Source organism: Roseateles sp. FW301-B2, assembly GCF_058788955.1.
Map to the genome: position 1 here is coordinate 83,354 of NZ_JBYTBE010000002.1, position 21,328 is coordinate 104,681.

Below are 21,328 nucleotides of genomic sequence, written 5' to 3' on the forward strand. Positions count from 1 at the left end.
AGCCTCAGTAGCGGCCCGACCGCCCGCTCTAGTAGCGGCCGGTCGACCCCGCCACGCGCAAATACACATACGCGACCCAGGCCACCAGCCCGCGCCGCAGCACGCCGCGCAGGCCGGTGTCGTCGGCGGCGGCGACCTGGCGCGAGACCGCCAGCGCGGCCTCGAACTCCTGCGCCACGCTGCGCGCGAAATCGGCGTCGGCGACGATCACGTTCGCCTCCAGGTTCAGCAGCAGCGAAAGCGGGTCGATGTTGGAGCTGCCGACGGTGGCCCAATGTTCGTCCACCACGCCCACCTTGGCATGCAGAAAGGCCGGCAGGTACTCGAACACCTGCACGCCCTGCCCCAGCAGCTCGGCGTAGAGGGCATGCGCGGCCATCGCGGCGATGCGGTAGTCCACCTTGCCCTGCAGCAGCAGGCGCACGCGCACGCCGCGGCGCGCCGCATCGCGCAGCGCGCGGCGGAAGGCATGGCCGGGGTAGAAGTAGGGCGTGATCAGGTCCACGCTCTCGTTGGCGGCGCGGATCGCCTCCACATAGGCGCGCTCGATGGTGCGGCGCTGGCGCAGGTTGTCGCGCAGCACGAAGGCGGCGCACACCGGGGGCAGGTCTTGCAGGGTCTGCTCGCCACGTCGCAGCCGCGGCATGCGCAGCCGGTTCACCAGGCGGCGCAGGCGCGCCACCGGCATCGGGCTGCGCACCAGGGCCAGCAGCTCCTCGCCGAAATCGCGCCCCAGCCAGGCGCGCGTCCAGACCGCGCGCAGCGCCTGCTCCATCGGCTGCACCAGCGGGCCGCGCAGGCCCACCGCATAGTCCAGCCGCGGCAGCTCGGTGGCGCCATGGTTGAGGTCCATGCGGTCGTCGATGATGTTGATGCCGCCGACGAAGCCGACCTCGCCATCCACCACGCAGAGCTTCTGGTGCAGGCGGCGCAGCTGCCCGGGCTGGAACCAGCGCCACCAGCGGTCGATGGGGCGAAAGATCGCCAGCGCCACATGCGAGCCGGCCAGCTCGCGCTGCAGCCAGGGCAGGCTGGCCTTGGAGCCGAAGCCGTCCACCACCACGCGCACGCGCACGCCGCGCGCGGCCACCGCCTTCAGCTGCGCCAGCAGGGCCTGGCCGGCGCTGTCGTGGTGAAAGATATAGGTGCCCAGCCAGACCTCGTGGTGGGCGGCGGCGATCGCCGCGGCCTGGGCCGGGAACAACTCGTCGCCGCCGCGCAGCAGGCGCACCTCGTTGCCGCCCACGTAATCGGGCCTGGGCACGCTGTGCCAGGAAAGCAGGTGCGGCAGGTTCTCGGCCTCAGCCAAGTTCGAACTCCGCCACCAGGGGCAGATGGTCGGACATGCGCGCCCAGGCATTGCCGCGCGGCACCTGCATGCTGAGGCATTCCAGCCCGCGGGTGTAGATGCGGTCGAGCGAGAACACCGGCACGCGCGAGGGGAAGGTGGCAGGTCTTGCCTTGCCGCTGGGCGGTGCGGCGCGCGCCAGGCCGCAGTCGCGCATCGGCGCATCCAGGCGCTCGCCCCAGTCGTTGAAGTCGCCCGCCACCGCCAGGCGTGCGCCGGCCGGCACATGGGCGGCGATGAACTCGGCCAGGCGCTGCACCTGGCGCACCCGGCTGCTGTGCATCAGCCCCAGATGCGCCACCACGGTGTGGATCTCATGGCCCTGCCAGGTCACCGGCACATGCAGCAGGCCGCGCTGCTCGAAGCGATGGTCCGAGACGTCGTGGTGGCCCACGTCGCCGATCGGCCAGCGCGACAGCAGGGCATTGCCATGCTCGCCATGCTTGGTGACGGCATTGGTGCGGTAGGCCACCTCATAGCCCTCGGGCGCGAGGAACTCGGCCTGGCCCTGCTCGGGCCAGCCGAACCAGGTGCGCTCGAACTGGCGCGCCTCGCGGTGGTGGAAATGGCGCACCTCCTGCAGGAACACCAGATCGGCGTCCAGCGCCTCGATGCCCAGGCCCAGGTTGTGGATCTCCAGGCGCTTGCCGGGGCCGACGCCGCGCACGCCCTTGTGGATGTTGTAGGTGGCGATGCGCAGGCGCTGGCTGGCGAAGGCGCTATGGCTGCTATGCAGCCCCAGCGAGGAGGCGCGAAAGCCCGCTCTCATGTGCCCTCCTCCTCGTGTAGCTGCGCCAGGAAGCGCGGCAGCTGCAGCACCGCCTCGGCGTTGGAGGGCGAAAAGCACAGATCCGCCGCCTCGCGCCAGGGCAGCCAGCGGTATTGCAGATGCTCGCGCGGGGCCAGGCGCACCTTGGTGCCGGCCGGCACGGTGAGGCCGAACACATGCTCGGTGTTGTGCGTCACCCCCGGCGCATAGCGATGCCGCCAGACCGGGTAGATCTCGTAGACATTGGCCAGGCCCCAGTCGCGCAAGACGCCGCCGGCGATGCCGGTCTCCTCGGCCACCTCGCGGCGCGCGGTCTGGGCCAGCGGCTCGTCGGGCGTGTCGAGCGAGCCGGTCACGCATTGCCAGTAACCGGGCCGGTCGGCGCGCTCCATCATCAGCACCTGCAGATCGGGCGTATGGATCACCACCAGCACCGATTCGGGGATCTTGAAGGGCTTGGAAAAGGTCTCGGCGGCTTGCATGCCCCCAAGCATAGCGAGCTTCAACTGCGCTGCGTTCGCAGCGCCCGCATCCACATGAGATTGATCAGCATCAGCGCCACCAGGGTGCCGCCGCACACCCACAGCGCCACGCTCACGCCAAAGCCCTGCACCAGCGCGCCGGCCAGCACGCCCGAGGCGGCCGGCACCACCTGGGAGATGATGGTGTACATGCTCAGCACGCGGCCGCGCACCGCCAGCGGCGCCTCGGCCTGGATGCCGGCCACAATCAGGCTCAAGCCCATGCCGCCCAGCATGCCCACCGCGGCCAGCAGAGCCAGGGCCGGGCCCACGTCATGGGCGCTGCCCAGCAGGGCCAGGGCGGCGCCCGCGCCCAGCGTGGCCGCGAAGATGGCCGCGCCATGCCGCACGCGCGGGCCGAGCACCATGGCCAGCACGCCGCCCAGGATCAGCGAGAGCGCCAGGCTGCCCAGCAGCAGGCCGCGCTGCAACTCCGCCAGGCCCAGCTGGGCGGTGGCCAGCTTGGGCAGCAGCACCTGCATCGGCCCCATCGCCAGGTAGCCCGCCATCGCCACCAGCATCACCTGCAGCAAGAGCGGCCGGCCGCGCACCGCCGCCAGGCCCTCGCGCACCTCGGCCGCGACCGACTGCCGGTGCTGACTGCCGCGCCGCGTGCGTACCGGCAGCAGCAGCACCGAGGCCAGCGCCACCAGCACGACGATGCCCTGCACCACCAGCGGCCAGCCGCCGGCGCGCTTGAGCAGGGCAATCATCAGGGGCCCGAGGCCGAAGCCCAGCATCACGAACACATTGAACAGCACCGAACTGCCCTTGAGCTGCGCCGCCGGCACGATCTGCGCCAGCGCCGCCATGCGCGCCGGCGAGGCAAAGCTCCAGGCCACGCCGGCGCAGGCGGCGGCCAGCAGCAAGGTGGGCGCACCCGCCGTGCCGCGCTGCTGGGTGAACCAGAGCGCCGCCGCCGCCAGCGCGAACACGCCCTGCGCGGCCTGGATCACGCGCCCGGGCGCGAGCCGGTCGCACAGCACGCCGGCAAACCAGCCCAGCAGCAAGGGCGGGCCGAAGCACAGGCCCAGGCCCAGGCCGGAGAGCCAGGCCGAGCCCAGCATGTCCTGCGCGAACAGGATCACGCTGTAGTTGATCATGTGCCCGGCCGTGAAGGCGCAGAGGCAGGAGGCCAGGAACCAGGGCCGGGCCTTGCTGTTTTCGTTCATCGCGGCTGCAGATGGATCAGCGTGGGCTGGCCATCTTCCACATGCCAGCTCGGGAAGCTGGAGGTCGAGGTGTAGACGCTGCCGTCCGCGGCGATCTCCACATCGCGGGTGAAGGCCACGCGGCGCGGCAGCGGGTACTGCGTCCAGCGGCCGCTGGCGATCTCCAGCGCATAGAGCGAATCGGACTGGTTGCCGTTCACCCACACCACGCCGCGCGCCCTGTCCACGTTCAGCGAATAGGGCGTGTCGCTGCCCTTGGGCAGCACCGGCAAGTCATAGCGCGTGAAGCGGCCGCTGGCGGGGTCGTAGCAGACCACCGCCGACTCGGGGAAGGCGGCGATCCAGAGCCGGCCCTGGGCATCGGCGCGCAGCCGGCGCGGGCCCTTGAAGGGGGTGGCGATCATGCGCACCTCGTCGGTGCGGGGATCGATCACGCCGATCTCGTCGGTGTGCAGGCGCGCGAACCAGACGCGGCCGTCGGGCGTCACCTCGATGCCATAGGGCAAGGGCGTGCCGGTGCCGGCGCGGTCCACCTTGAGCCAGTTGGTGAGCGGCAGGCCATGGCGCATCAGCCAGTAGAGCGCGCCGATGTAGCGGGTGGTCATGCGCTCGCCGAAACCGCGCGCCGGCAGGTCGTAGCGCTTGAACTGGCCGCTGCTGCGGTCCAGCATGCCCACCTGGTTGGACAGGGCCAGGGTGAACCAGACGCGGTCCTGCGCATCGATGCGGATGGTGTGCGGGTAGAAGCCGCCGCCGATCTCGTGCAGGCGGAAATCGCCCTTGGCGGGGTCGAATTCGACGATGCGGCGCTGCGCCGAGGGGGTGATGAAGAGATGGCCGTCGCGCGGCGACTCGGCCAGCGAATGCGCGTTGGAGGTCGAATCGTGGCGCGGGAACTCGCGCAGGCGCGCGCTCAGCAGGCCGCCGGGCTCGTCGCCGGGCAGGTGCGGGATCTTGTAGACCGTCATGCGGCCGCTCCTGGGGTCGAGCGCCCAGAGCCGGTCCTGGATGTTGTCGGCCACATAGAGGGTGCCGTCGCGCGCCAGCAGCACGTCGTGGGCCTGCGACATCGCGTCGCCCACCGGCCATTCGCTGATGCGGGCCTGGGCCAGCTCGGGGGCCCAGGGCGCGGTGGCGCCGACGCGCTCGGGATGCTCGCGCAGCGCCTGGTAGCCCTTGGCCAGGATGGCCGGCAGGGCCTTCTGGTCCTCGCTGGACAGGCGCGAGCCGTAGCGCATCATGCGCTGGATCGCTTCGCTCCATTCCTGCTCGCTGCGCTCGCGGCGCAGGAAGGCATTGCCCTGCTGATGGCAGAAGGTGCACTGGGTCTGGAAGTGCAGGCGGCGCGCTTGGTCGCCCAGATCGAGCGCGGCCAGCCAGGCATTCGCCGGCCGGGCCTCGGCCAGGCGCAGCGGGTCGGTCTCGCGCTGCAGGCGCAGCACGCCATTCTTCACTTGCGCGAGCGGCAGGGTCAGGTCTTGATAGCCGGGCTTGCGCAGGTGCAGCTGCTGGGGCGCGCCGGCCTGCTCATCGGGCAACTCGGCACGGCCCTGGGCATCGCTGAACACGGTGTGCTCGCGCCAGACCTGGAAGGGCTGACCGGGCGGCGGGTAGCCGCCGTCGCTGCTGGGCAGGGCCGGGGCCTTGAGCGGAAAGACGCGCAGCATCACCGTGGCCAGGGGCTGGCCGGTTTTTTCGTCCTGCACTTGCAGCGTGGCGGCCGTCGCCGGCAAGGCCAGCAGCAGGGTCAGCGCGCGGAGGGAGTTCTTCATCGCAGCTCCTCAGGAGAACTCGGCGCCGACGCGGCGGCGCATCAGGGTTTCGTAAAGCGCCGGCGCGAGCCGGCTCAGCAGGTAGGCGGCACGCGCCGTCGCGCTCGGCAGCAGCAGGCGCTGGCGCCGGGCGGCGGCGTGCAGGATGCTTGCGGCCACCGCGTCGGCGCTGGCCAGGCCGCCGCTGACATCGCGCCGGCGCGCCAGCGGCCTGCCGTCGCCGCCCAGCGCCGCGGCCTCGATGCCGGTGGCGATGAAGCTGGGGCAGACCAGGGTCACCGCGACGCCCGTGCCCTGCAGCTCGCTGCGCAGGCTGTCGAAGAAGCCATGCAGCGCATGCTTGCTGGCGGCATAGGCGCTGCGGCCGATCAGTGGCGAGAAGCCCGCCACGCTGCTGATCACGACGATGCGGCCGCGCGCGGCCAGCAGCGCGGGCAGCGCCGCCTCGGTGCAATGCACGGCGCCGAAATAGTTCACCGCCATGACGCGCCGCACCACCTCGGCGCGGCAATCGCGCGCCAGCGCGCGGGCGGCGATGCCGGCGTTGTTGATCAGCAGCGTCACCCCGCCCCACTGCCCTTCCACCTGGGCGAAGACCTGCTGCACCTGGGGCTGCTCGCTGATGTCGCAGGCCCAGGCCTGGGCCTGCAGGCCGGCGCGGCGCAGCTCGGCCGCCAGCTGCTCGGCGGCGGCGCCGTCGCGGTCCAGCAGGGCCACGCGCGCGCCGGCCGCGGCCATGCGCCGGGCGAGCGCGGCGCCCAGGCCGCCCGCCGCGCCGGTGACCACGGCCACCTGCTCGTGCCAGTCCGCCCTCATGGCGTAGCCTCGGGCCCGGCCGCGGGCGCGCGCTGGCGGCTCGCCCACCAGAGTTCGAACACCTCGGCCGAGCTCTTGCGCGGCCGATAGCCCAGCTCGGTCTTGAGGCGCTGGTTGTCCAGCACCGGGCGGTAGCGCAGGAAGCGCAATTGCTCGGGGCCGTAGCGCGTCAGGCTCAGCTTGTGGCCGATCGCCAGCCCGATCTGCAGCAGCAGCGGCGGCAGCACCAGGCAGGGCTTGCCCATGCGCGCGGCCAGCTCGCGCAGGCCCAGCGCGCCATCGCCGGCCACGTTGAAGATGCCAGCCCGGCCGGTGCGCAGCGCATGCTGGATGATGCCCACCACGTCCTGGTCCCAGATGAAGACGAAGGGACTGGCGGCGCCGCGCAGCACCAGGATGCGCGGCTTCTCGAACAGCGCGGTGATCTGGTTGTTGACGCGCTCGCCCAGGATGGTGCCGACGCGCAGCACGGTCTGCTGGAGCGCCGGATGGCGCTGCCGGTAGTCGGCCAGCATCTCCTCCACCAGGCGCTTGTGCCAGGCATAGGCGAATTCCTCGTTGCCGCGCACCGGGTCGCTTTCCTTCAGCCAGGCCGGGTTGTCGGCGTGATAGCCATAGGCCGCGCCCGAGGAGGAGATCACCACCTGGGTCACGCCGCTGGCCACGCAGGCCTCCAGCAGGCGCCGGGTGCCGAGCACATCGACCTCGTACTCGAGCTGCCGATCGCTGCCCTTGGGCGGCGTGACGATGGCGGCCAGATGCACCACCTGATCGATCCGGTGCTGCTGCATCAGCGCCTGCAGATCGGCGCTGCGGATGTCCCCCTGGGCATAGACCACGCCGGGCAGGCGCTGCGCGGGCGGCGGCTCGCGCAGGTCCATGGCCACGATCAGCTCGGGCCGCTCGCTGGAGGCCGCCAGCGCCTCCACCAGCTGCCGGCCCAGATAGCCACCGCTGCCGGTGACAAGCACTCTCGACGTCATGCTGCCACCTCCTTGCGGCCATCGCGCCAGAGCCAGAAGCTCGACAGCCCCATGCCCGCGGCGATATGCCAGATGCCCCACCAGGCGGTGATGATGGCCATGCCACCCAGGCCGCCGAAGAAGTTGAAGATCAGCACCAGGCCCAGGCCGGAGTTCTGGATGCCGGTCTCGAAGGCCACGGCGCGGCAATCGCGCTCGGGCAGGCGCGCCAGCCGGCCGAAGCCATAGCCGCCGGCCAGGGCCATGGCGTTGTGGGCCAGCACCAGCAGCACCACATAGCGGCCCCATTCCATGAAGATGGCCCAGTTGAGCGCCAGCGCACCCACCACGAAGGCCAGGAACACCAGCATCGAGAAGCGCTTCATCGGCCCATGCAGGCGCTGCGCCAGCGCGGGCGAGCGCGCCTGCACCGCGAGGCCGGCGGCCAGCGGCAGGCCCAGCAGCAGGCCCACCTCCAGCAGCATGCGCAGCGGCTCCAGCGAGAAGCTGCGCAGCAGCGCCGCCAGCGCCGGGTCCCGGGAGGCCCAGAACGTCACGTTGAGCGGCGTCATCACGATCGCGCCCAGGGTCGAGAGCGTGCTGATCGAGACCGACAGCGCCGCATTGCCATGCGCCCGGTGGGTGAAGAAGTTGGAGATATGGCCGGCCGGGCAGGACGAGACCAGCAGCATGCCCAGGCCGATCGAGGGCGCCGGCTCCAGCAGCTGGATCATCGCGAAGGTGGCCGCCGGGAACAGCAGGTGGTGGCTGAGCATGCCGATGGCGAGCGCGCGCGGCCTGGCCAGCGCCTGCTTGAAGTCGTCCAGATGCAGGTCCAGCGCGATGCCGAACATCACCAACGCCAGCACCAGGCTGAGGGCCAGCTGGGCCTGCGGGTTGAAGTTCAGCCGCACCAGATCAATGGCTTGCGGGTTGGCAGCGAGCATGCTTTTTGTCTCCGGGTTCGGATGCAGGCCCTCTGCGGGGCCTGTAGAGCGGCGATTGTTGGGGCTGGCGCCCGCTTTGCCGAGGTTGCAAACGCCACAAACGGGTGAAATCCGGACAGCTGGCTACACTTTGCCCCACATGCAGCATCCAGACTTTCCCTTGCTCGACGAGCGCATCCACCGGCCGCACAAGCTGCAGGCCCTGGTGGACATCCTGCTGGGCCTGGGCGTGCCGGCGGAGGCCGCGCTGGCCGGCACCGGCCTGCAGCGCGCCGATTTCCAGCGCGCCGAGCTGCGCGTCAGCGCCCAGCAGCTGCTGAGCGTGTGCGCCAATGCGCTGCGCCTCTCGCCGCAGGCCGATGTGGCGCTGCGCGCCGGCCTGGCGGCGCGCATCACCCAGTTCGGCCTTTATGGCTATGCGCTCTTGAGCAGCCCGACGGCGCGCGAGGCGGTGGCGATGGCGATGAAGTACCGCGCCCTCACCGCCCCGCTGGTAGGCATGGAATTCGCCGAGCGCGGCGCGCAGGTGGCCTGGCAGTTCAGCGATGCCTACCGGCTCGGGGAAGGCTCGCCGCTCTACCGCTTCGTGCTGGAGTGGCAGCTGGGCACCCAGCTGGCCCTGCACCGCGATGTGCTGGGCACCGACTTGCGGCCGCGCGTCGTCTGCCTGCCCTACCCGGCACCCGCCCATGCGGCCCGTTATGCCGAGCTGCTGGGCTGCCCGGCCGAATTCGGCACAAACGGCCGCTGCGAGCTGCTGTTCGACGCCAGCTGGCTCGAGCATGTGCCGGCCCAGGGCAACCCGGCCACCGCCCTGGTGGCGCGCGAGACCTGCGAGCGCCTGCTGGCCGAATTCCAGCAGGCGCGCGGCGTCACCAGCCGCCTGATCGCCCTGCTGCTGCAGGCGCCGGGGCGTTTTCCCGGCATCGAGGACGTGGCGGCGGCATGGCAGATCAGCTCGCGCACGCTGCGGCGCCAGCTCGCCGAGGAGGGCAATGCCTTCCAGCAGGTGCTGGACAAGGTGCGCTGCCAGCTGGCGCTGGACTATCTGCGCCAGACCCAGCTCAGCAACGATGAGATCGCCGCCTCCCTGGGCTATAGCGAGGCTGCCAACTTCCGCGCCGCCTTCAAGCGCTGGACCGGGCTGACGCCCAGCGCGGCCAGGCGCAAGGGCTAGTGGCGCTCCCAACTTCCTTGCCGGCACCGCCGGACTCGACCCGCGGCGGATCCACGCCTTGTCTTCCAACCCTGGTCGCGCCGGGACAAAGGCAGGCGGCGAGGCTTGCCATTTGGAGATAGCAAGTCCGAGTATTTTCATAGCGAGCGCCGAACTTGCTGGCCCCTGGCCTATCTATCATGCCGCCCGTGATGGCCGTCCCGGCCGCTGCCCTCCGGAAGCAGAACCCCATGTTCACGAGCCGACTCATCCACGCTGCGCTGCTGGCGGCCGCATTGCTGCTGGTGCACCCAAGCCCCGCCATTGCGCTGAACACAGCCGCCAAGACAGCGGCCGCCGTTCCGGAGGACGAGCCTCTCAAGATCGATCTGCGGCACAACTACTTCAGCCGCCGCGGCTCCTGGGTGACCCTGTTCCCGACCGCCACGCAGGGCACGCTGCGCTACTACTTCGCACGCATGTACAACCTGCGGGGTGACTGGCTGGATCTGGGCTTCCTGCCCGCCGGCTTGGCGCGTCCGGTGGCCTTCACGGCGCAACCCAGCCACCTGAGTGTGCAGGCAGGCGCCGGTGGTGACGCATCCGCCCAGGTCTACTTGCTGGGCCCGCTGGACTCGGTGATCGACGGCCGCGGCTTCGAGCTTCAGCTGGCACCGGCGCGCACCGATCTCGCCCTGCATACGGTGCACGGCGATAACGGCGACGAGCTTGTCGTTGATTCGGAAGGATGGGCCTGCCGGGTACAGGTGCTGTCCGGCACGCTGGTGCAGGTGGATGGGCATTGGCGCGTCCGCCCCGTGCAGGGCCGGCTGCGCGTAGCGATCCGCATGGCTCGTGGCGTGGTGCCCGCCCCTCTCGACGTGCGCCCTGCCGCTGATATGGCTGCCGTTGCACGCGACTGGGCGGACTGGCGTGCGCGCATGCCCGCTGTCAGCCCGGCCAACCAACGAACGGCCGAAGCGGCGTGGTGGACATTGTGGAACTTGCACGCGCCGCAAGACGATGTGTTCGTTACGCAGGCCGTGCTGGAGTCCAAGGCCTACATGAATTCGGAATGGCCCTGGGACCATGCCTTCGTCGCCCTGGCGCTCGGGCTCACGCAGCTGGACGCGGCGCTGGACGAATTCATGATCCCGTTTGCCAATATGGACGCGCGGGGCCAGTTGCCTGACCGCATGCTGCCCGACGAGATCTACCGTGGCGCCACCAAGCCGCCGATTCATGGCTGGGCCTTGCTGAAGCTGATGGAGCGCCATCGCTTCAGCCGGCCGCAGCTGGAGCGCGTGTATGCGCCGCTGGTGCGCTGGACAGAGTTCTGGTTTGCGCAGCGCGATGCCAACCGCAATGGCCTTCCGGCCTATGGCGGCGAAAACAGCGGCTGGGAAAGTGGCTGGGACAACGCCACCGCCTTGGGCGACCCGAAGCTTCGTTATGAGTCGCCCGATCTGCAGGCCTATCTGGTGCTGCAGATGCGCGCCTTGGCGCGTATCGCCGAGCAACTGGGGCGTGCAGATGAGGCGCAGGCTTGGATCCGTCGCGCCGATGAGCACCAAGCCCGGTTGATGCGCCAACTCTGGCACGGCGATCGCTTCGTGCTGAGAGTGGAGGACACGCAGGCCACCACCACCAGCGACAGTCTGCTGCCCTTCATGCCCCTGGTGCTGGGCGAGCGGCTGGACAAGCCTGTGTTCGAACAGCTGGCGGATGAGCTGGCGCGGCGCTTCCTCACGCCCTATGGGCTGGCCACCGAAGCGCCCGCGAGCCCCCGATATGCATCCGATGGCTACTGGCGCGGTCCGATCTGGGCACCCACCACCTATCTGCTCATCGACGGACTGCGTCGCGGTGGCCGTCCCGAACTGGCGCGCGACATCGCCCGGCGCTTTATCGGCATGATCGAACGAGCCGGTGGCTTCTATGAGAACTACGATGCGCTTTCGGGTGCACCGCTTTGCAACAAGGCGTTTGCCTGGACCGCGGCCGTCGACCTGCTCTTGATGCACGAGACATTCGCGGGCTTCGGACGGTGATCGGTGAACCCGGCACCAAGGGTGTCATGGGCCATCGACTGTCGTACCGGACAAATACCTAGCGATCCCGCTTGCGCCCCCTCCGCGCCGGTGCAGGTACGGGCGCACTGAGGCCCTGCGCTGGCAACGAAATTTCCAGGCCCCAGGGGCGTGTCTGGCATGTACCGCCCAGGCGGCGCGCCTGCAGTTGCAACAGTTCCAGCCCGGCCCTGGGCGCGGCCAGGCCGTCGCAATAGCGCAGGCGCAAGAGCTGGTCGCTGCCATGGAGTTCTGCCTCCAGGCTGAGCCGGCGCGCACCGCGCGCCAGCGCCAGCGCGATCAGCTCGCTCAGCAGGCGCAGGCATTGCGCGCGCGGGTGCTTGAGGCTCAGGCCCGGCGCCACCTCGCAGCGCAGCTCGCAGCCCTGGGTCTGCAGCAGCGGCGCGTAGACGGCCTGCAGCTGGGCCAATTCGCTCGCCAGCAGGAAGTCGCAGACCTGCTGGTCCTGCGCGTCACGCCGGTATTGCGCCAGCGCCGCCATTTGTTGCACCAGCGGCGGCGCGATCAGTTGCAGGGGCGCGTCGGCCTGGCGCAGCTGCCGACCCCAGGCATCGAGCTGCGCGGCCAGCAGGCGGTCCAGGCCCAGCAGTTCGGCATGCTCGGCAGCCTGGGTCTCGGCGCGCTGCAGGCTCTGCTCCAGGCGCCCCAGCAGCCCCTCCAACCAGCTCGCCAGCCGGTTGGCCCGGTTGCTGTCGGCACGCGACCAGCTGGCGCCCGCGGGCCGCCACAGCAGCAGGCGGCCGATCTGCTTGGTCGCCAGGCGCAGGCTCAGCTCAAGCCGGGCGGCGTCCGGCGCGGCCGGCGCGGCGGCGCGCTGACCCGGCCGCTCACTCAGCCGTTCATTCAGGCGCTCCCACTGCAGGTCGATCCCGCTCAGCCCCAGCGCCTCCACCAGGCGCGGCAGCAGCGCCCGCCACTGGCGCTCGAACTCAGCCAGATCATCGAGCGGCCAGCTCTGGCCGGCCAGCGAGAGCAGCAGCGCATCGGCGCCATGCGGATCGGTATCGAAGCGGGCCAGCGCCTCCAGCTGGGTCGGCAGCTGGCCCTGGTCGAGGGTGGATTCGAGGCGCTGGCGCTGCTGCTGGTGGTGCCAGCTGGGGCCCAGCTCGCCCTGCTCGCGCATCAGGTCGGCCAGCCGCCCATGGGCCGCCGCCTGCAGATGGCGCGACTGCAGGGCCTCGGCCAGGCTCAGGGCCTGGCCGGCCCAGCCCAGCGCCGTTTCGCCGCTGGTGAGTTCGCATAGCAGCAGCGCGGCCTGGGCATGCAGCCAGCGGTAACCGCAGCGCTGCGCCGAGACCAGGGCCTGGTCGGCGAGCCTGAGCGCCTGCGCGGCATCGCCGCTGTCGCGCGCGCAGCGCGCTTGGTGCCAGATCGCCTCGGCCTGGTAGTCGGCATGGCCGGCCTCGCGGGCGGCGGCCAGGGCCTCGTCCAGCACCACGCGTGCGGCCTGCGGGCCCTGGGTGGCGCGCAGCGAGGCGGCACGGTTGAGCGCAATCTTGGCGCGCAGATAGGGGTCTTGCGCCAGCCTGGCGTAGTGCAGCTCGGCCTGGTCCAGCACGCGGCCGCCGCGCGCCCAGTCGCCCAGCGCATAGCACAGGTGCGCCAGGCCGATCCGCGCCAGGCAGGCGGGGCGCGAATCGTCCTCGGCCCAGTCGAGCGTTTCGCTCCAGGCCTGGCAGGCCTGCACATAGTCGCCGCGCTGGTAATGCAGGCGGCCCAGGGCCTCGCTGAGTTCGGCCGCCTCGCTGAGCGAGCGCTGGCGCTCCACCTCGCGCCTGAGGGTCTGCAGCTCGGCCTGCAGCTCGCCCTGCAGCTCGGCGGCCCGGCCCCAGCGCTCCAGCACGAAGAAGGCGCCCAGCAGGGCGGCACGCGCCCGGGCCGGATCGGCCGCCTTCATGCCGGCACGCAGGCGCGGCAGGGCCAGGCGCGGATGGCGCATCAGGATGCGCTCCCAGCGGACGCGTTCTGCTGTGCCTCGGCCTTGCTTGCTCATGCTCATCGGGTCTCGATATTTGGAGGCGCAAGCATAGCGACTCCGAGACCCTGGCCCGGCGGCCGACTCAACGATGTCGAAGCATCTGCACCTTGCGCGCCAGCGCCGCCTTGGCCGGTGGCGTGCAGCCGCAGTCCACACCGGAGGGCACGTCCAGCACGGTCAGCTCGGTCGGGGTTCGAATCAGCAGTTGGTCCGGCCCCCAGATGTACAGATCTTTGGCATCGCGCCAGCTCGGCGTGCTGCCAGCTTCCGTGCTGTTGAAGGTGGCGGAGCCGGCCACCCACTCCAACGCGCCACCCGCCTTGAGGCGGAAGACGCGTCCGGCATAGCGGTCGAGCAGGAAGACGGTGCCGGCCTGGTCGATAGCCCCGGCAGCGGCCACGAAGGGCAGTTGCTCCGCCAGCACCTGCCCCTTGCCATCGGCCATCAGGCGCCGCAGCGTGCCCGCATAGTCCTTCGTCAGCAGGTCGCCGTTCGGGAAGATGGCCAGCAACTCCGAGCCTTGGCTGAACGCGTAGCCAAGGTCACTGGCCTGGAGCAGCTTCTGGCTCTTCAGGTCATAGACCGCGGACGAACCACGAGCAGATTCGAACACACGGCCGCGCGCTACGTCCCATAGCAGCCGATCGCAATAGCCTGCGCCCATGTCGGCTGAGGCATCGTCATTGGGCCAGGTCGCGAGCACGCGCTGGCTGCCGTCACGCGCAATGGACACCAGTTCATTGCCGTAACTGCCATTGCGTGTGCGGTGACAGACCAGGGCCTGGTCAGGCAACATCAGCATGCCGTCCATGCTGGTGTTGCCGGTGGGCCAGTTGGGCGCAACCGCCTGCCCGTCCCGGTCAAGCGGCCACAGGACCGGGTTGGACGAATGGCTCACCCAGGTGATGCCACCGGCCGTGACGGACACGGCGGCGATGTAGTTGACACCTCGTAGTGCCTTGGATCCGAATGGCAAGGCTTCCATGTTCAGGGCGCCGGCCACCACCTCGGCCCCGGGGATGCGCCCGTTCACGGCATCCCACTCCAACACGGGCGCCGAACCATCCGCCTTCGGCACATAGGCGTACACGATGGTCTGGAACAGCCAGTTGTTGGCGACGGCGTAGAGCGCGCCATCGCTGGCACGCCGAGGGCGCTTGAAGTCCAGGGCCCTGCGCCAGTCGCGCCAATCGCCCAGCGTTTCCACCTTGCCGCTGGGCAGGACACGGCGCAGCTTGCCGCCGTCTTCCGCCAGCAGAGTGCCGTCCGCATCGAAGCCGATTTCGCCCACCCGCCACCAGACCGCCGAGCTGCGATCGCCGTCGGCCTGAATGGCGCAGGCCGGAGCACCAGCCCAAAGCTCGGCCGGCCCATTGCCCGGCACCCGGTAGATGGAACAGCCCACGCCGTAGTACAGCTCTCCGCTCACCGGGTGCACGGTGATCCGGGAGTACTCGGTCAGTTGCTGGCCATGCAAGGGATCCGGCAGCGACACCACCGTGGTGACCTGCCCCGAAGGACCGACGGACCGGATGCGCTGGCTGCGCACGTCCACCACAAAAACCTGACCCTTTTGGTTCACGGCCAGATCCACGGGCCGGTTGAACCGCGCCGCAGCGCCCGCGCCATCGGCCGTGCCTGGCTCGTAAGGCGAGCCGGCCAGCGTCACCACACGCCCGGACCCGAAGTCGATCTTTCGGACCACATGACTCACCGAATCCGTGAAGTAGAGATGGCCCTGTGCATCCTGTGCCAGCGCGCCGATCTCGTCCATCTTGGCGTCCAGCAGCGGCCCGTCACGGTGCCCGCGCCCGCGGCCGTCGCCCAGCAACAGGCGCATCTGCAGCCGGGCATCCAGCTGCAACTGGGCCGCGCGGCTGATGATCTGCCCGACCTCGTTGCTGGCCTGCGCGCGGTACCAGTTGCCGGCTTCGCGGCTGGAAGCCGAGGCAATCACCAGCCGGGCGTCGCTCGCGCCCGTCAGTGACTGCCAGGTCTTGCCCGCGTCACGGCTGAACTGCCACTGCAGCGTGGCCGCTGCCCCTGCAGCCACTTGGGCCGTGAACACCGCATCCTGGCCGATACCCACTTGCAGGGATTGCGGCTCGCTCTGCCAGCTCAGTGCCGGCGCTGCGGCTTGAATCGTCAGGCGCGCCACCTGGCTGAACACCTGACCGGCGCGGTTGCTGGCACTCAGCCGGAACAGGCCACCATCATCCTTGGCCGACACGGGGGCCACTTGCAAGCGCGCTGACTGCGCCTGCGGCACGTCCTCCCATTGCGTGCCGTTGCTGGAGCGCTGCCACTGCAGGGTGGGTGCGGGTTGGCCCAGCACCTGGGCCTCGAAGCTCGCGGTCTGGCCGCTCTGCACGCGCACGTCCACCGGCTGCACCGTGAAGGTCGGCAGCGCCGGCGCGGGATAAACCTCCAGGCTCGCCACCGCGCTGGTCACGCTGCCCAGGGTGTTGGCCACCACCACCCGCACGCGCAGGCCGTTGTCTGCCAAGCTGGCCTGACCAGGGCTCCACTGTGAGGCCGTGGCACCGGCTACGTCGGACCAAGCCAGGCCGTCACGGCTGCGCTGCCATTGGTAACTCAAGTCCGTGCCCGTGGCCGTGACCGACCAGCTCAGGCTGTCCCCGTCGGCCAGCAGCAGCGAGGCCGGTGGCACGGCGATGGCCGCAGCCTGCGGCTTGCGGGTGACCGTCAGGGTCGCTGCCGCACTGATCAGCGTCTCGGTATCGCCACGCACCTGCACGCGAAACTGCGTGCCCGAGTCACTCATGCCAACGGCGGGCAGCTGCAGCACATCGGCCTGCTGCGCCGCCAGGTCCTGCCAGGCGCCCGAGACCAGGCGCTGCCACTGGTAGCGACGGGCGTTCAGCGCCTTCACCGCAAAGCCCGCGGAGCTGCCCTCGAGCACCGTGGCATCGGCCGGCTGTCCCGTGATCTGCAAATGTGTTGTGCCTGGGTCCGGTGCAGCCGCCCCACCACCGCCACAGCCGGTCAAGAACAGTGCAGCACATAGCCACACGGCGCAAAGCCATCGGCACGGCCCCTTTGCTGAAATTGACGCCCTCACGCCCACCCCCTGGAATAACGCTTTCTTTATGCGTCCTGGAGTGTCTTCGATTCGCAAGCCCTCAGTAAGCCCCCCTTTTTGGTTGGCCTGGCTGGATGGAGCACCAAACGAAAAAGGGCCGCTGCTGCGGCCCTTTCTGTTGCTGACAATCCGCTCGCGATCAGGCCGCTGCGGCACCCGCATTGCGCAGGCGGATGTGCAGCTCGCGCAGCTGCTTCTCGTCCACATACGAGGGTGCGCCGGTCAGCAGGCATTGCGCGCGCTGGGTCTTGGGGAAGGCAATCACGTCGCGGATCGAGTCGGCCTTGGTCATCAGCGTCACCAGGCGATCCAGGCCGAAGGCCAGGCCGCCGTGCGGGGGTGCGCCGTACTGCAGCGCGTCCAGCAGGAAGCCGAACTTGACCTGGGCGTCTTCCTTGCTGATCTTGAGCGCGTCGAACACCTTGCTCTGCACCTCGGCGCGGTGGATACGGATCGAGCCGCCACCCAGCTCCCAGCCGTTCAGCACCATGTCGTAGGCCTTGGCGATGCACTTGCCCGGGTCGGTGACCATCAGGTCCTCATGGCCGTCCTTGGGCGCGGTGAAGGGATGGTGCACGGCCGCCCAGCGGTCGTTCTCTTCGTCGTGCTCGAACATCGGGAAGTCCACCACCCACAGCGGTGCCCAACGGTCTTCGAACAGGCCATGGCTCTTGCCGAATTCGCTGTGGCCCACCTTCAGGCGCAGCGCGCCGATGGCATCGTTCACCACCTTGGCCTTGTCGGCACCGAAGAACAGCAGGTCGCCGTCCTGCGCGCCGGTGCGCGCCAGGATGTCGGCCACGGCCTTGTCGTGCAGGTTCTTGACGATGGGCGACTGCAGGCCTTCGCGGCCCTTGGCCACTTCGTTGACCTTGATCCAGGCCAGGCCCTTGGCACCGTAGATCTTCACGAACTCGGTGTAGCTGTCGATCTCGCCGCGGCTCATGGCCGCGCCGCCCGGCACGCGCAGGGCAACCACGCGGCCACCGGGGGTGGTGGCGGGGGTGGAGAAGACCTTGAAGTCGACATCGCCCATCGCGTCGGTGAGTTCGGTGAACTCGAGCTTGACGCGCAGGTCCGGCTTGTCGGAGCCGAAGCGGTGCATCGCGTCCGCGTACTTCATCACCGGGTAGGCGCCCAGGTCCACGTTCAGCGCCTTCATGAAGACGTGGCGGATCATGCCCTCGAACATGTCACGGATTTCCTGCTCGGTGAGGAAGCTCGTTTCGATATCGATCTGGGTGAATTCGGGCTGGCGGTCGGCGCGCAGGTCTTCGTCGCGGAAGCACTTGGTGATCTGGTAATAGCGGTCGTAGCCGGCCACCATCAGCAGCTGCTTGAAGAGCTGGGGCGATTGCGGCAGCGCGAAGAAGGTGCCGTCGTGCACACGGCTGGGCACCAGGTAATCGCGCGCGCCCTCGGGCGTGCTCTTGGTGAGCATGGGCGTCTCGATGTCGATGAAGCCATGCTCGTCCAGGAACTTGCGCGCCTCCATCGCCACGCGGTAGCGCAGCATCAGGTTGTTCTGCATGTAGGGGCGGCGCAGGTCCAGCACGCGGTGCGTGAGGCGCGTGGTCTCGGAGAGGTTCTCGTCGTCCAGCTGGAACGGGGGCGTCACCGAGGGGTTCAGCACTTCCAGCTCATGGCAGAGGATCTCGATCTTGCCGCTGGTGAGGTTGGCGTTCTCGGTGCCGGCCGGGCGCGCGCGCACCTTGCCGACGATCTTCAGGCAGAACTCGTTGCGCACGTCTTCCGCCACCTTGAACATCTCGGCGCGGTCGGGGTCGCAGACCACCTGCACCAGGCCCTCGCGGTCGCGCAGGTCGATGAAGATCACGCCGCCATGGTCGCGGCGGCGATGGGCCCAGCCCATCAGGGTCACGGTCTGGTCGAGCAGCTTCTCGCTGACTTGGCCGGCATAACAGGTACGCATATCGTTTTCTCCGAATTCTTGGGTGCGCTGCGCCTCTTGCGCAGCGGGGTCAGGTCTTGTCTGGTGGCTCTGGTCGGGCAGGCTGCCCTCAGGGTTGAACGCCGGCCGGGGCGATCAACCCGGTAGATTTCGTTCGGTCGGGGCGGCTGCCGCATGGCCGGTGTTCGGCGCCACCACCCCCATCGAGATGATGTACTTGAGCGCCTCGTCCACGCTCATGTCCAGCGAGCGGATGCTGGTGCGCGGCATCATCAGGAAGAAGCCCGAGGTCGGGTTCGGCGTGGTGGGCACGTACAGGCTCACATGCTCCTCAGGGAAATGCTGCGCCACCTCGCCGCTGGGCGAGCCGGTGACGAAGGCGATGGTCCAGCTGCCCTCGCGCGGGTACTGCACCAGCACCGCCTCGCGAAAGGCGTTGCCGCTGCTGGAGAACAGGGTGTCCGAGACCTGCTTGACCGAGCTGTAGATGCTCTTGACGATGGGGATGCTGGACATCAGCTTGTCCCATTGCCTGAGCCACCACTGGCCAAAGATGTTCGCCACGAACATGCCGGTGAGCAGCAGGCCGCCCACCAGGATCACCAGGCCCAGGCCCGGCACGTCGCTAAGGCTGGAGATGCCGTCGTGCAGCGAACTGGGCGAGACCACCTTGAGGGCACCCAGCAGCGAGTCGAACACGCCGTTGACGACGCCCAGCACCTGATGCAACACCCAGATGGTGATGGCAAGCGGTAGCCAGACGAGCAGGCCGGCGATGATGTACTTTCTCACTGGGTTCCTTGTGCGGCCCGGCCTCGCGGCCCGCGGCGGGTCATGTCAATGGCAGGCGCAGGAGCCCCCGCAAGGCGTGGACGAGGCCGCGGCCGGCGCGGCGTCGGCCGCGGGCGCAGCGGCGGCAGCGGCGCCGCCTGCCGCGGTGGCCGGTGCGGCCGTGCCGGCGCTGCCACCCTTGAAATCGGTGGCGTACCAGCCCGAGCCCTTGAGCTGGAAGCCGGCGGCGGTGACTTGCTTGCTGAAGCTCTCGGCCCCGCAGGCGGGGCAGGTGCTCAGCGGGGCATCAGACAGCTTTTGCAGCACGTCTTTGGCGTGACCGCAGGTACTGCAGCGGTAGGCGTAGATCGGCATGAGGGGTCTAAGCTATTGATAGGAAACGCGAATTATAGGGGCGAGGCCTCGTTGGCCAGCCCCGCGACATGGTGCTTGTGCTCGCGGCGGTTCTTCAGCCACTGCGGGGCCAGCGAGCCCAGCACCATCGCGACGATCGCCACCAGCAGGCCGGCCAGCTGCCCCGGGAAGCCCTCGCCCAGGCTGCTGACCTGGGGCAGGAAGGCGATCCAGACCGCAATGCCGCCCACCAGCGAGAAAATCGCGCCCTGGGTGGTGGCGCGCTGCCAGTACAAGCCCATCACCAGCGGCACGAAGGCCCCCACCAGGGTGACCTGGTAGGCCGAGGACACCAGCTCATAGATCGAGGTGCCCTGCATCGCGATCGCATAGGCCAGCACCAGGGCGGCGAACACGATGATGGTCAGGCGCATCGCCAGCAGCTGCTGGCGGTCGCCCATGTGCGGGCGCAGATTCTTCAGAATGTTCTCGACGAAGCTGGTCGAGGGCGCCAGCAGCGTGGCCGAGGAGGTGCTCTTGATGGCCGAGAGCAGCGCGCCGAAGAACAGGATCTGCATGATCAGCGGCATCTTGCTCAGCACGAACAGGGGCAGCAGCTTCTGGTAATCGTCGCGCGCCACGTCCAGGGCCTGCTGGCCCATCACCACCACCGCACTGGCGACGATGAACATGGGCACGGCGGCGAACAGGATGTAGCTGATGCCGCCGATCATGGCGCCGTTGCGGGCGGTCTTCTCATCCTTGGCCGACATGACGCGCTGGAACACGTCCTGCTGCGGAATGCTGCCCAGCATCATGGTGACGCCGGCGCCGACGAACATGGCGATCTCGGTGAAGCTGGGCTCGGGCAGGAACCTGAACAGCTCCTTGCTCTGCGCCATCGCGAACACCTTGTCGGCACCACCGGCCAAGTCGGCCGAGAACACCGCGATCACCGACAGGCCGATCACCAGCACGATCATCTGGATAAAGTCGGTCCAGGCCACCGCCAGGAAGCCGCCGATCACCACATAGATCAGCACCGCCAGGGTACCGACGATCATGCCGGCGGTCTCGCTCATCGCGCCATTGGTCAGCACCGAGAACACCAGGCCGAGGGCGGTGATCTGCGCCGCCACCCAGCCCAGATAGCTGAGGATGATGGCGCTGGAGCAGAACACCTCGACGCCCTTGCCGAAGCGCTGGCGGTAGAAGTCGCCGATGGTCAGCAGGTTCTGGCGGTACAGCTTGGTGGCGAAGAAGGCGCCGACCAGGATCAGGCAGGTGCCGGCGCCGAAGGGGTCCTCGACGATGGAATTCAGGCCGCCCTGCACGAACTTGGCCGGGATGCCCATCACCGTCTCGGCACCGAACCAGGTGGCGAAGGTGGTGGTGATCACCATGATCAGCGGCAGGCTGCGGCCGGCGATGGCGAAGTCACTGGTGTTCTTGATGCGGGTGCCGGCCCAGACCCCCAGGCTCAGGGTCCCCAGCAGGTAGAGCACGACAAAGACGATCAGCGTGGTGTTCATGGCAAGCGTCTCGGGCAGGGCCCGGCAAAGGAAAGCGCGCCGGATTATCAGCGCAACGCAAGCCGTGGGCCATGCGGGCTTGTCTGAGAGCGTGTTTGCGACCCCGTCATAGTGCCCGTTGCCCC

Annotated in this window: 16 protein-coding genes; 2 read left to right on the top strand and 14 right to left on the bottom strand. The window is 69.3% G+C overall.

The window, feature by feature from the left end:
- Positions 1-28: 28 nt before the first annotated feature.
- From clsB to AC3WQY_RS02545, 8 genes are read right to left on the bottom strand one after another with little or no spacing between them, the layout of a single operon-like run.
- Positions 29-1,309: a cardiolipin synthase ClsB gene (gene clsB, locus AC3WQY_RS02510; RefSeq protein ID WP_285231158.1), complete on the bottom strand. Its 1,281-nt coding sequence runs from the start codon at positions 1,307-1,309 to the stop codon at positions 29-31.
- Positions 1,302-2,117, bottom strand: coding sequence for an endonuclease/exonuclease/phosphatase family protein (locus AC3WQY_RS02515; RefSeq protein WP_285231157.1), 816 nt, complete (start codon positions 2,115-2,117; stop codon positions 1,302-1,304). The genes clsB and AC3WQY_RS02515 overlap by 8 nt, the downstream gene beginning before the upstream one ends.
- Positions 2,114-2,599, bottom strand: a complete 486-nt coding sequence (gene nudB / locus AC3WQY_RS02520) for a dihydroneopterin triphosphate diphosphatase (RefSeq protein ID WP_492705510.1) — start codon at positions 2,597-2,599, stop codon at positions 2,114-2,116. Before nudB ends, AC3WQY_RS02515 begins: the two co-directional genes overlap by 4 nt.
- Before the next feature lie 20 nt (positions 2,600-2,619).
- Positions 2,620-3,810 carry an MFS transporter gene (locus tag AC3WQY_RS02525; RefSeq protein WP_492705512.1) on the bottom strand — a complete coding sequence of 397 codons (1,191 nt, stop codon included), beginning with the start codon at positions 3,808-3,810 and terminating at the stop codon, positions 2,620-2,622.
- Positions 3,807-5,582, bottom strand: a complete 1,776-nt coding sequence (locus AC3WQY_RS02530; RefSeq protein ID WP_492705514.1) for a Vgb family protein — start codon at positions 5,580-5,582, stop codon at positions 3,807-3,809. The genes AC3WQY_RS02525 and AC3WQY_RS02530 overlap by 4 nt, the downstream gene beginning before the upstream one ends.
- Before the next feature lie 9 nt (positions 5,583-5,591).
- Positions 5,592-6,398, bottom strand: coding sequence for an SDR family oxidoreductase (locus AC3WQY_RS02535; protein ID WP_492705516.1), 807 nt, complete (start codon positions 6,396-6,398; stop codon positions 5,592-5,594).
- Positions 6,395-7,381: an SDR family oxidoreductase gene (locus AC3WQY_RS02540; protein ID WP_492705520.1), complete on the bottom strand. Its 987-nt coding sequence runs from the start codon at positions 7,379-7,381 to the stop codon at positions 6,395-6,397. The genes AC3WQY_RS02535 and AC3WQY_RS02540 overlap by 4 nt, the downstream gene beginning before the upstream one ends.
- Complete coding sequence (locus AC3WQY_RS02545) at positions 7,378-8,307, bottom strand: bile acid:sodium symporter family protein (RefSeq protein WP_285231151.1); 930 nt, start codon at positions 8,305-8,307, stop codon at positions 7,378-7,380. Before AC3WQY_RS02545 ends, AC3WQY_RS02540 begins: the two co-directional genes overlap by 4 nt.
- A 139-nt stretch (positions 8,308-8,446) precedes the next feature.
- Between AC3WQY_RS02545 and AC3WQY_RS02550 the strand changes: the two genes are divergently transcribed.
- Both AC3WQY_RS02550 and AC3WQY_RS02555 read left to right on the top strand, forming a co-directional pair.
- The gene (locus tag AC3WQY_RS02550) at positions 8,447-9,484 is read left to right on the top strand and encodes an AraC family transcriptional regulator (protein WP_492705522.1); all 1,038 of its coding nucleotides are present in this window, start codon (positions 8,447-8,449) and stop codon (positions 9,482-9,484) included.
- Positions 9,485-9,714: 230 nt separating this feature from the next.
- Positions 9,715-11,514: an amylo-alpha-1,6-glucosidase gene (locus AC3WQY_RS02555; RefSeq protein WP_492705524.1), complete on the top strand. Its 1,800-nt coding sequence runs from the start codon at positions 9,715-9,717 to the stop codon at positions 11,512-11,514.
- 58 nt (positions 11,515-11,572) lie between these two features.
- On the opposite strand, the gene AC3WQY_RS02560 is transcribed toward AC3WQY_RS02555, so the two are convergent.
- The 6 genes from AC3WQY_RS02560 to AC3WQY_RS02585 all read right to left on the bottom strand — a co-directional run bounded on the left by AC3WQY_RS02560 (position 11,573) and on the right by AC3WQY_RS02585 (position 21,203).
- Entirely contained in the window at positions 11,573-13,546 is a 1,974-nt protein-coding gene (locus AC3WQY_RS02560; RefSeq protein ID WP_492705526.1) for a hypothetical protein, read from the bottom strand.
- 67 nt (positions 13,547-13,613) lie between these two features.
- The gene (locus AC3WQY_RS02565; protein ID WP_492705528.1) at positions 13,614-16,487 is read right to left on the bottom strand and encodes a DUF8696 domain-containing protein; all 2,874 of its coding nucleotides are present in this window, start codon (positions 16,485-16,487) and stop codon (positions 13,614-13,616) included.
- Positions 16,488-16,773: 286 nt separating this feature from the next.
- Positions 16,774-18,567 carry an aspartate--tRNA ligase gene (aspS, locus tag AC3WQY_RS02570; protein WP_285231147.1) on the bottom strand — a complete coding sequence of 598 codons (1,794 nt, stop codon included), beginning with the start codon at positions 18,565-18,567 and terminating at the stop codon, positions 16,774-16,776.
- A 114-nt stretch (positions 18,568-18,681) separates the two neighbouring features.
- Positions 18,682-19,338: a DUF502 domain-containing protein gene (locus AC3WQY_RS02575; protein ID WP_285231146.1), complete on the bottom strand. Its 657-nt coding sequence runs from the start codon at positions 19,336-19,338 to the stop codon at positions 18,682-18,684.
- Positions 19,339-19,383: 45 nt separating this feature from the next.
- Entirely contained in the window at positions 19,384-19,692 is a 309-nt protein-coding gene (locus tag AC3WQY_RS02580) for an FmdB family zinc ribbon protein (RefSeq protein WP_285231145.1), read from the bottom strand.
- Positions 19,693-19,724: 32 nt separating this feature from the next.
- A complete protein-coding gene (locus AC3WQY_RS02585) occupies positions 19,725-21,203 on the bottom strand; it encodes a high affinity choline transporter 1 (protein WP_492705531.1) in 1,479 nt (492 codons plus the stop codon).
- Between the last annotated feature and the right edge of the window lie 125 nt (positions 21,204-21,328).

Excerpts from the sequence above, each read along its gene's own strand:
- AC3WQY_RS02515 (WP_285231157.1), bottom strand. The coding sequence starts at position 2,117 with ATGAGAGCGGGCTTTCGCGCCTCCTCGCTGGGGCTGCATAGCAGCCAT.
- nudB (WP_492705510.1), bottom strand. The coding sequence starts at position 2,599 with ATGCAAGCCGCCGAGACCTTTTCCAAGCCCTTCAAGATCCCCGAATCG.
- AC3WQY_RS02525 (WP_492705512.1), bottom strand. The coding sequence starts at position 3,810 with ATGAACGAAAACAGCAAGGCCCGGCCCTGGTTCCTGGCCTCCTGCCTC.
- AC3WQY_RS02530 (WP_492705514.1), bottom strand. The coding sequence starts at position 5,582 with ATGAAGAACTCCCTCCGCGCGCTGACCCTGCTGCTGGCCTTGCCGGCG.
- AC3WQY_RS02535 (WP_492705516.1), bottom strand. The coding sequence starts at position 6,398 with ATGAGGGCGGACTGGCACGAGCAGGTGGCCGTGGTCACCGGCGCGGCG.
- AC3WQY_RS02540 (WP_492705520.1), bottom strand. The coding sequence starts at position 7,381 with ATGACGTCGAGAGTGCTTGTCACCGGCAGCGGTGGCTATCTGGGCCGG.
- AC3WQY_RS02545 (WP_285231151.1), bottom strand. The coding sequence starts at position 8,307 with ATGCTCGCTGCCAACCCGCAAGCCATTGATCTGGTGCGGCTGAACTTC.
- AC3WQY_RS02550 (WP_492705522.1), top strand. The coding sequence starts at position 8,447 with ATGCAGCATCCAGACTTTCCCTTGCTCGACGAGCGCATCCACCGGCCG.
- AC3WQY_RS02555 (WP_492705524.1), top strand. The coding sequence starts at position 9,715 with ATGTTCACGAGCCGACTCATCCACGCTGCGCTGCTGGCGGCCGCATTG.
- AC3WQY_RS02560 (WP_492705526.1), bottom strand. The coding sequence starts at position 13,546 with ATGAGCAAGCAAGGCCGAGGCACAGCAGAACGCGTCCGCTGGGAGCGC.
- aspS (WP_285231147.1), bottom strand. The coding sequence starts at position 18,567 with ATGCGTACCTGTTATGCCGGCCAAGTCAGCGAGAAGCTGCTCGACCAG.
- AC3WQY_RS02580 (WP_285231145.1), bottom strand. The coding sequence starts at position 19,692 with ATGCCGATCTACGCCTACCGCTGCAGTACCTGCGGTCACGCCAAAGAC.
- AC3WQY_RS02585 (WP_492705531.1), bottom strand. The coding sequence starts at position 21,203 with ATGAACACCACGCTGATCGTCTTTGTCGTGCTCTACCTGCTGGGGACC.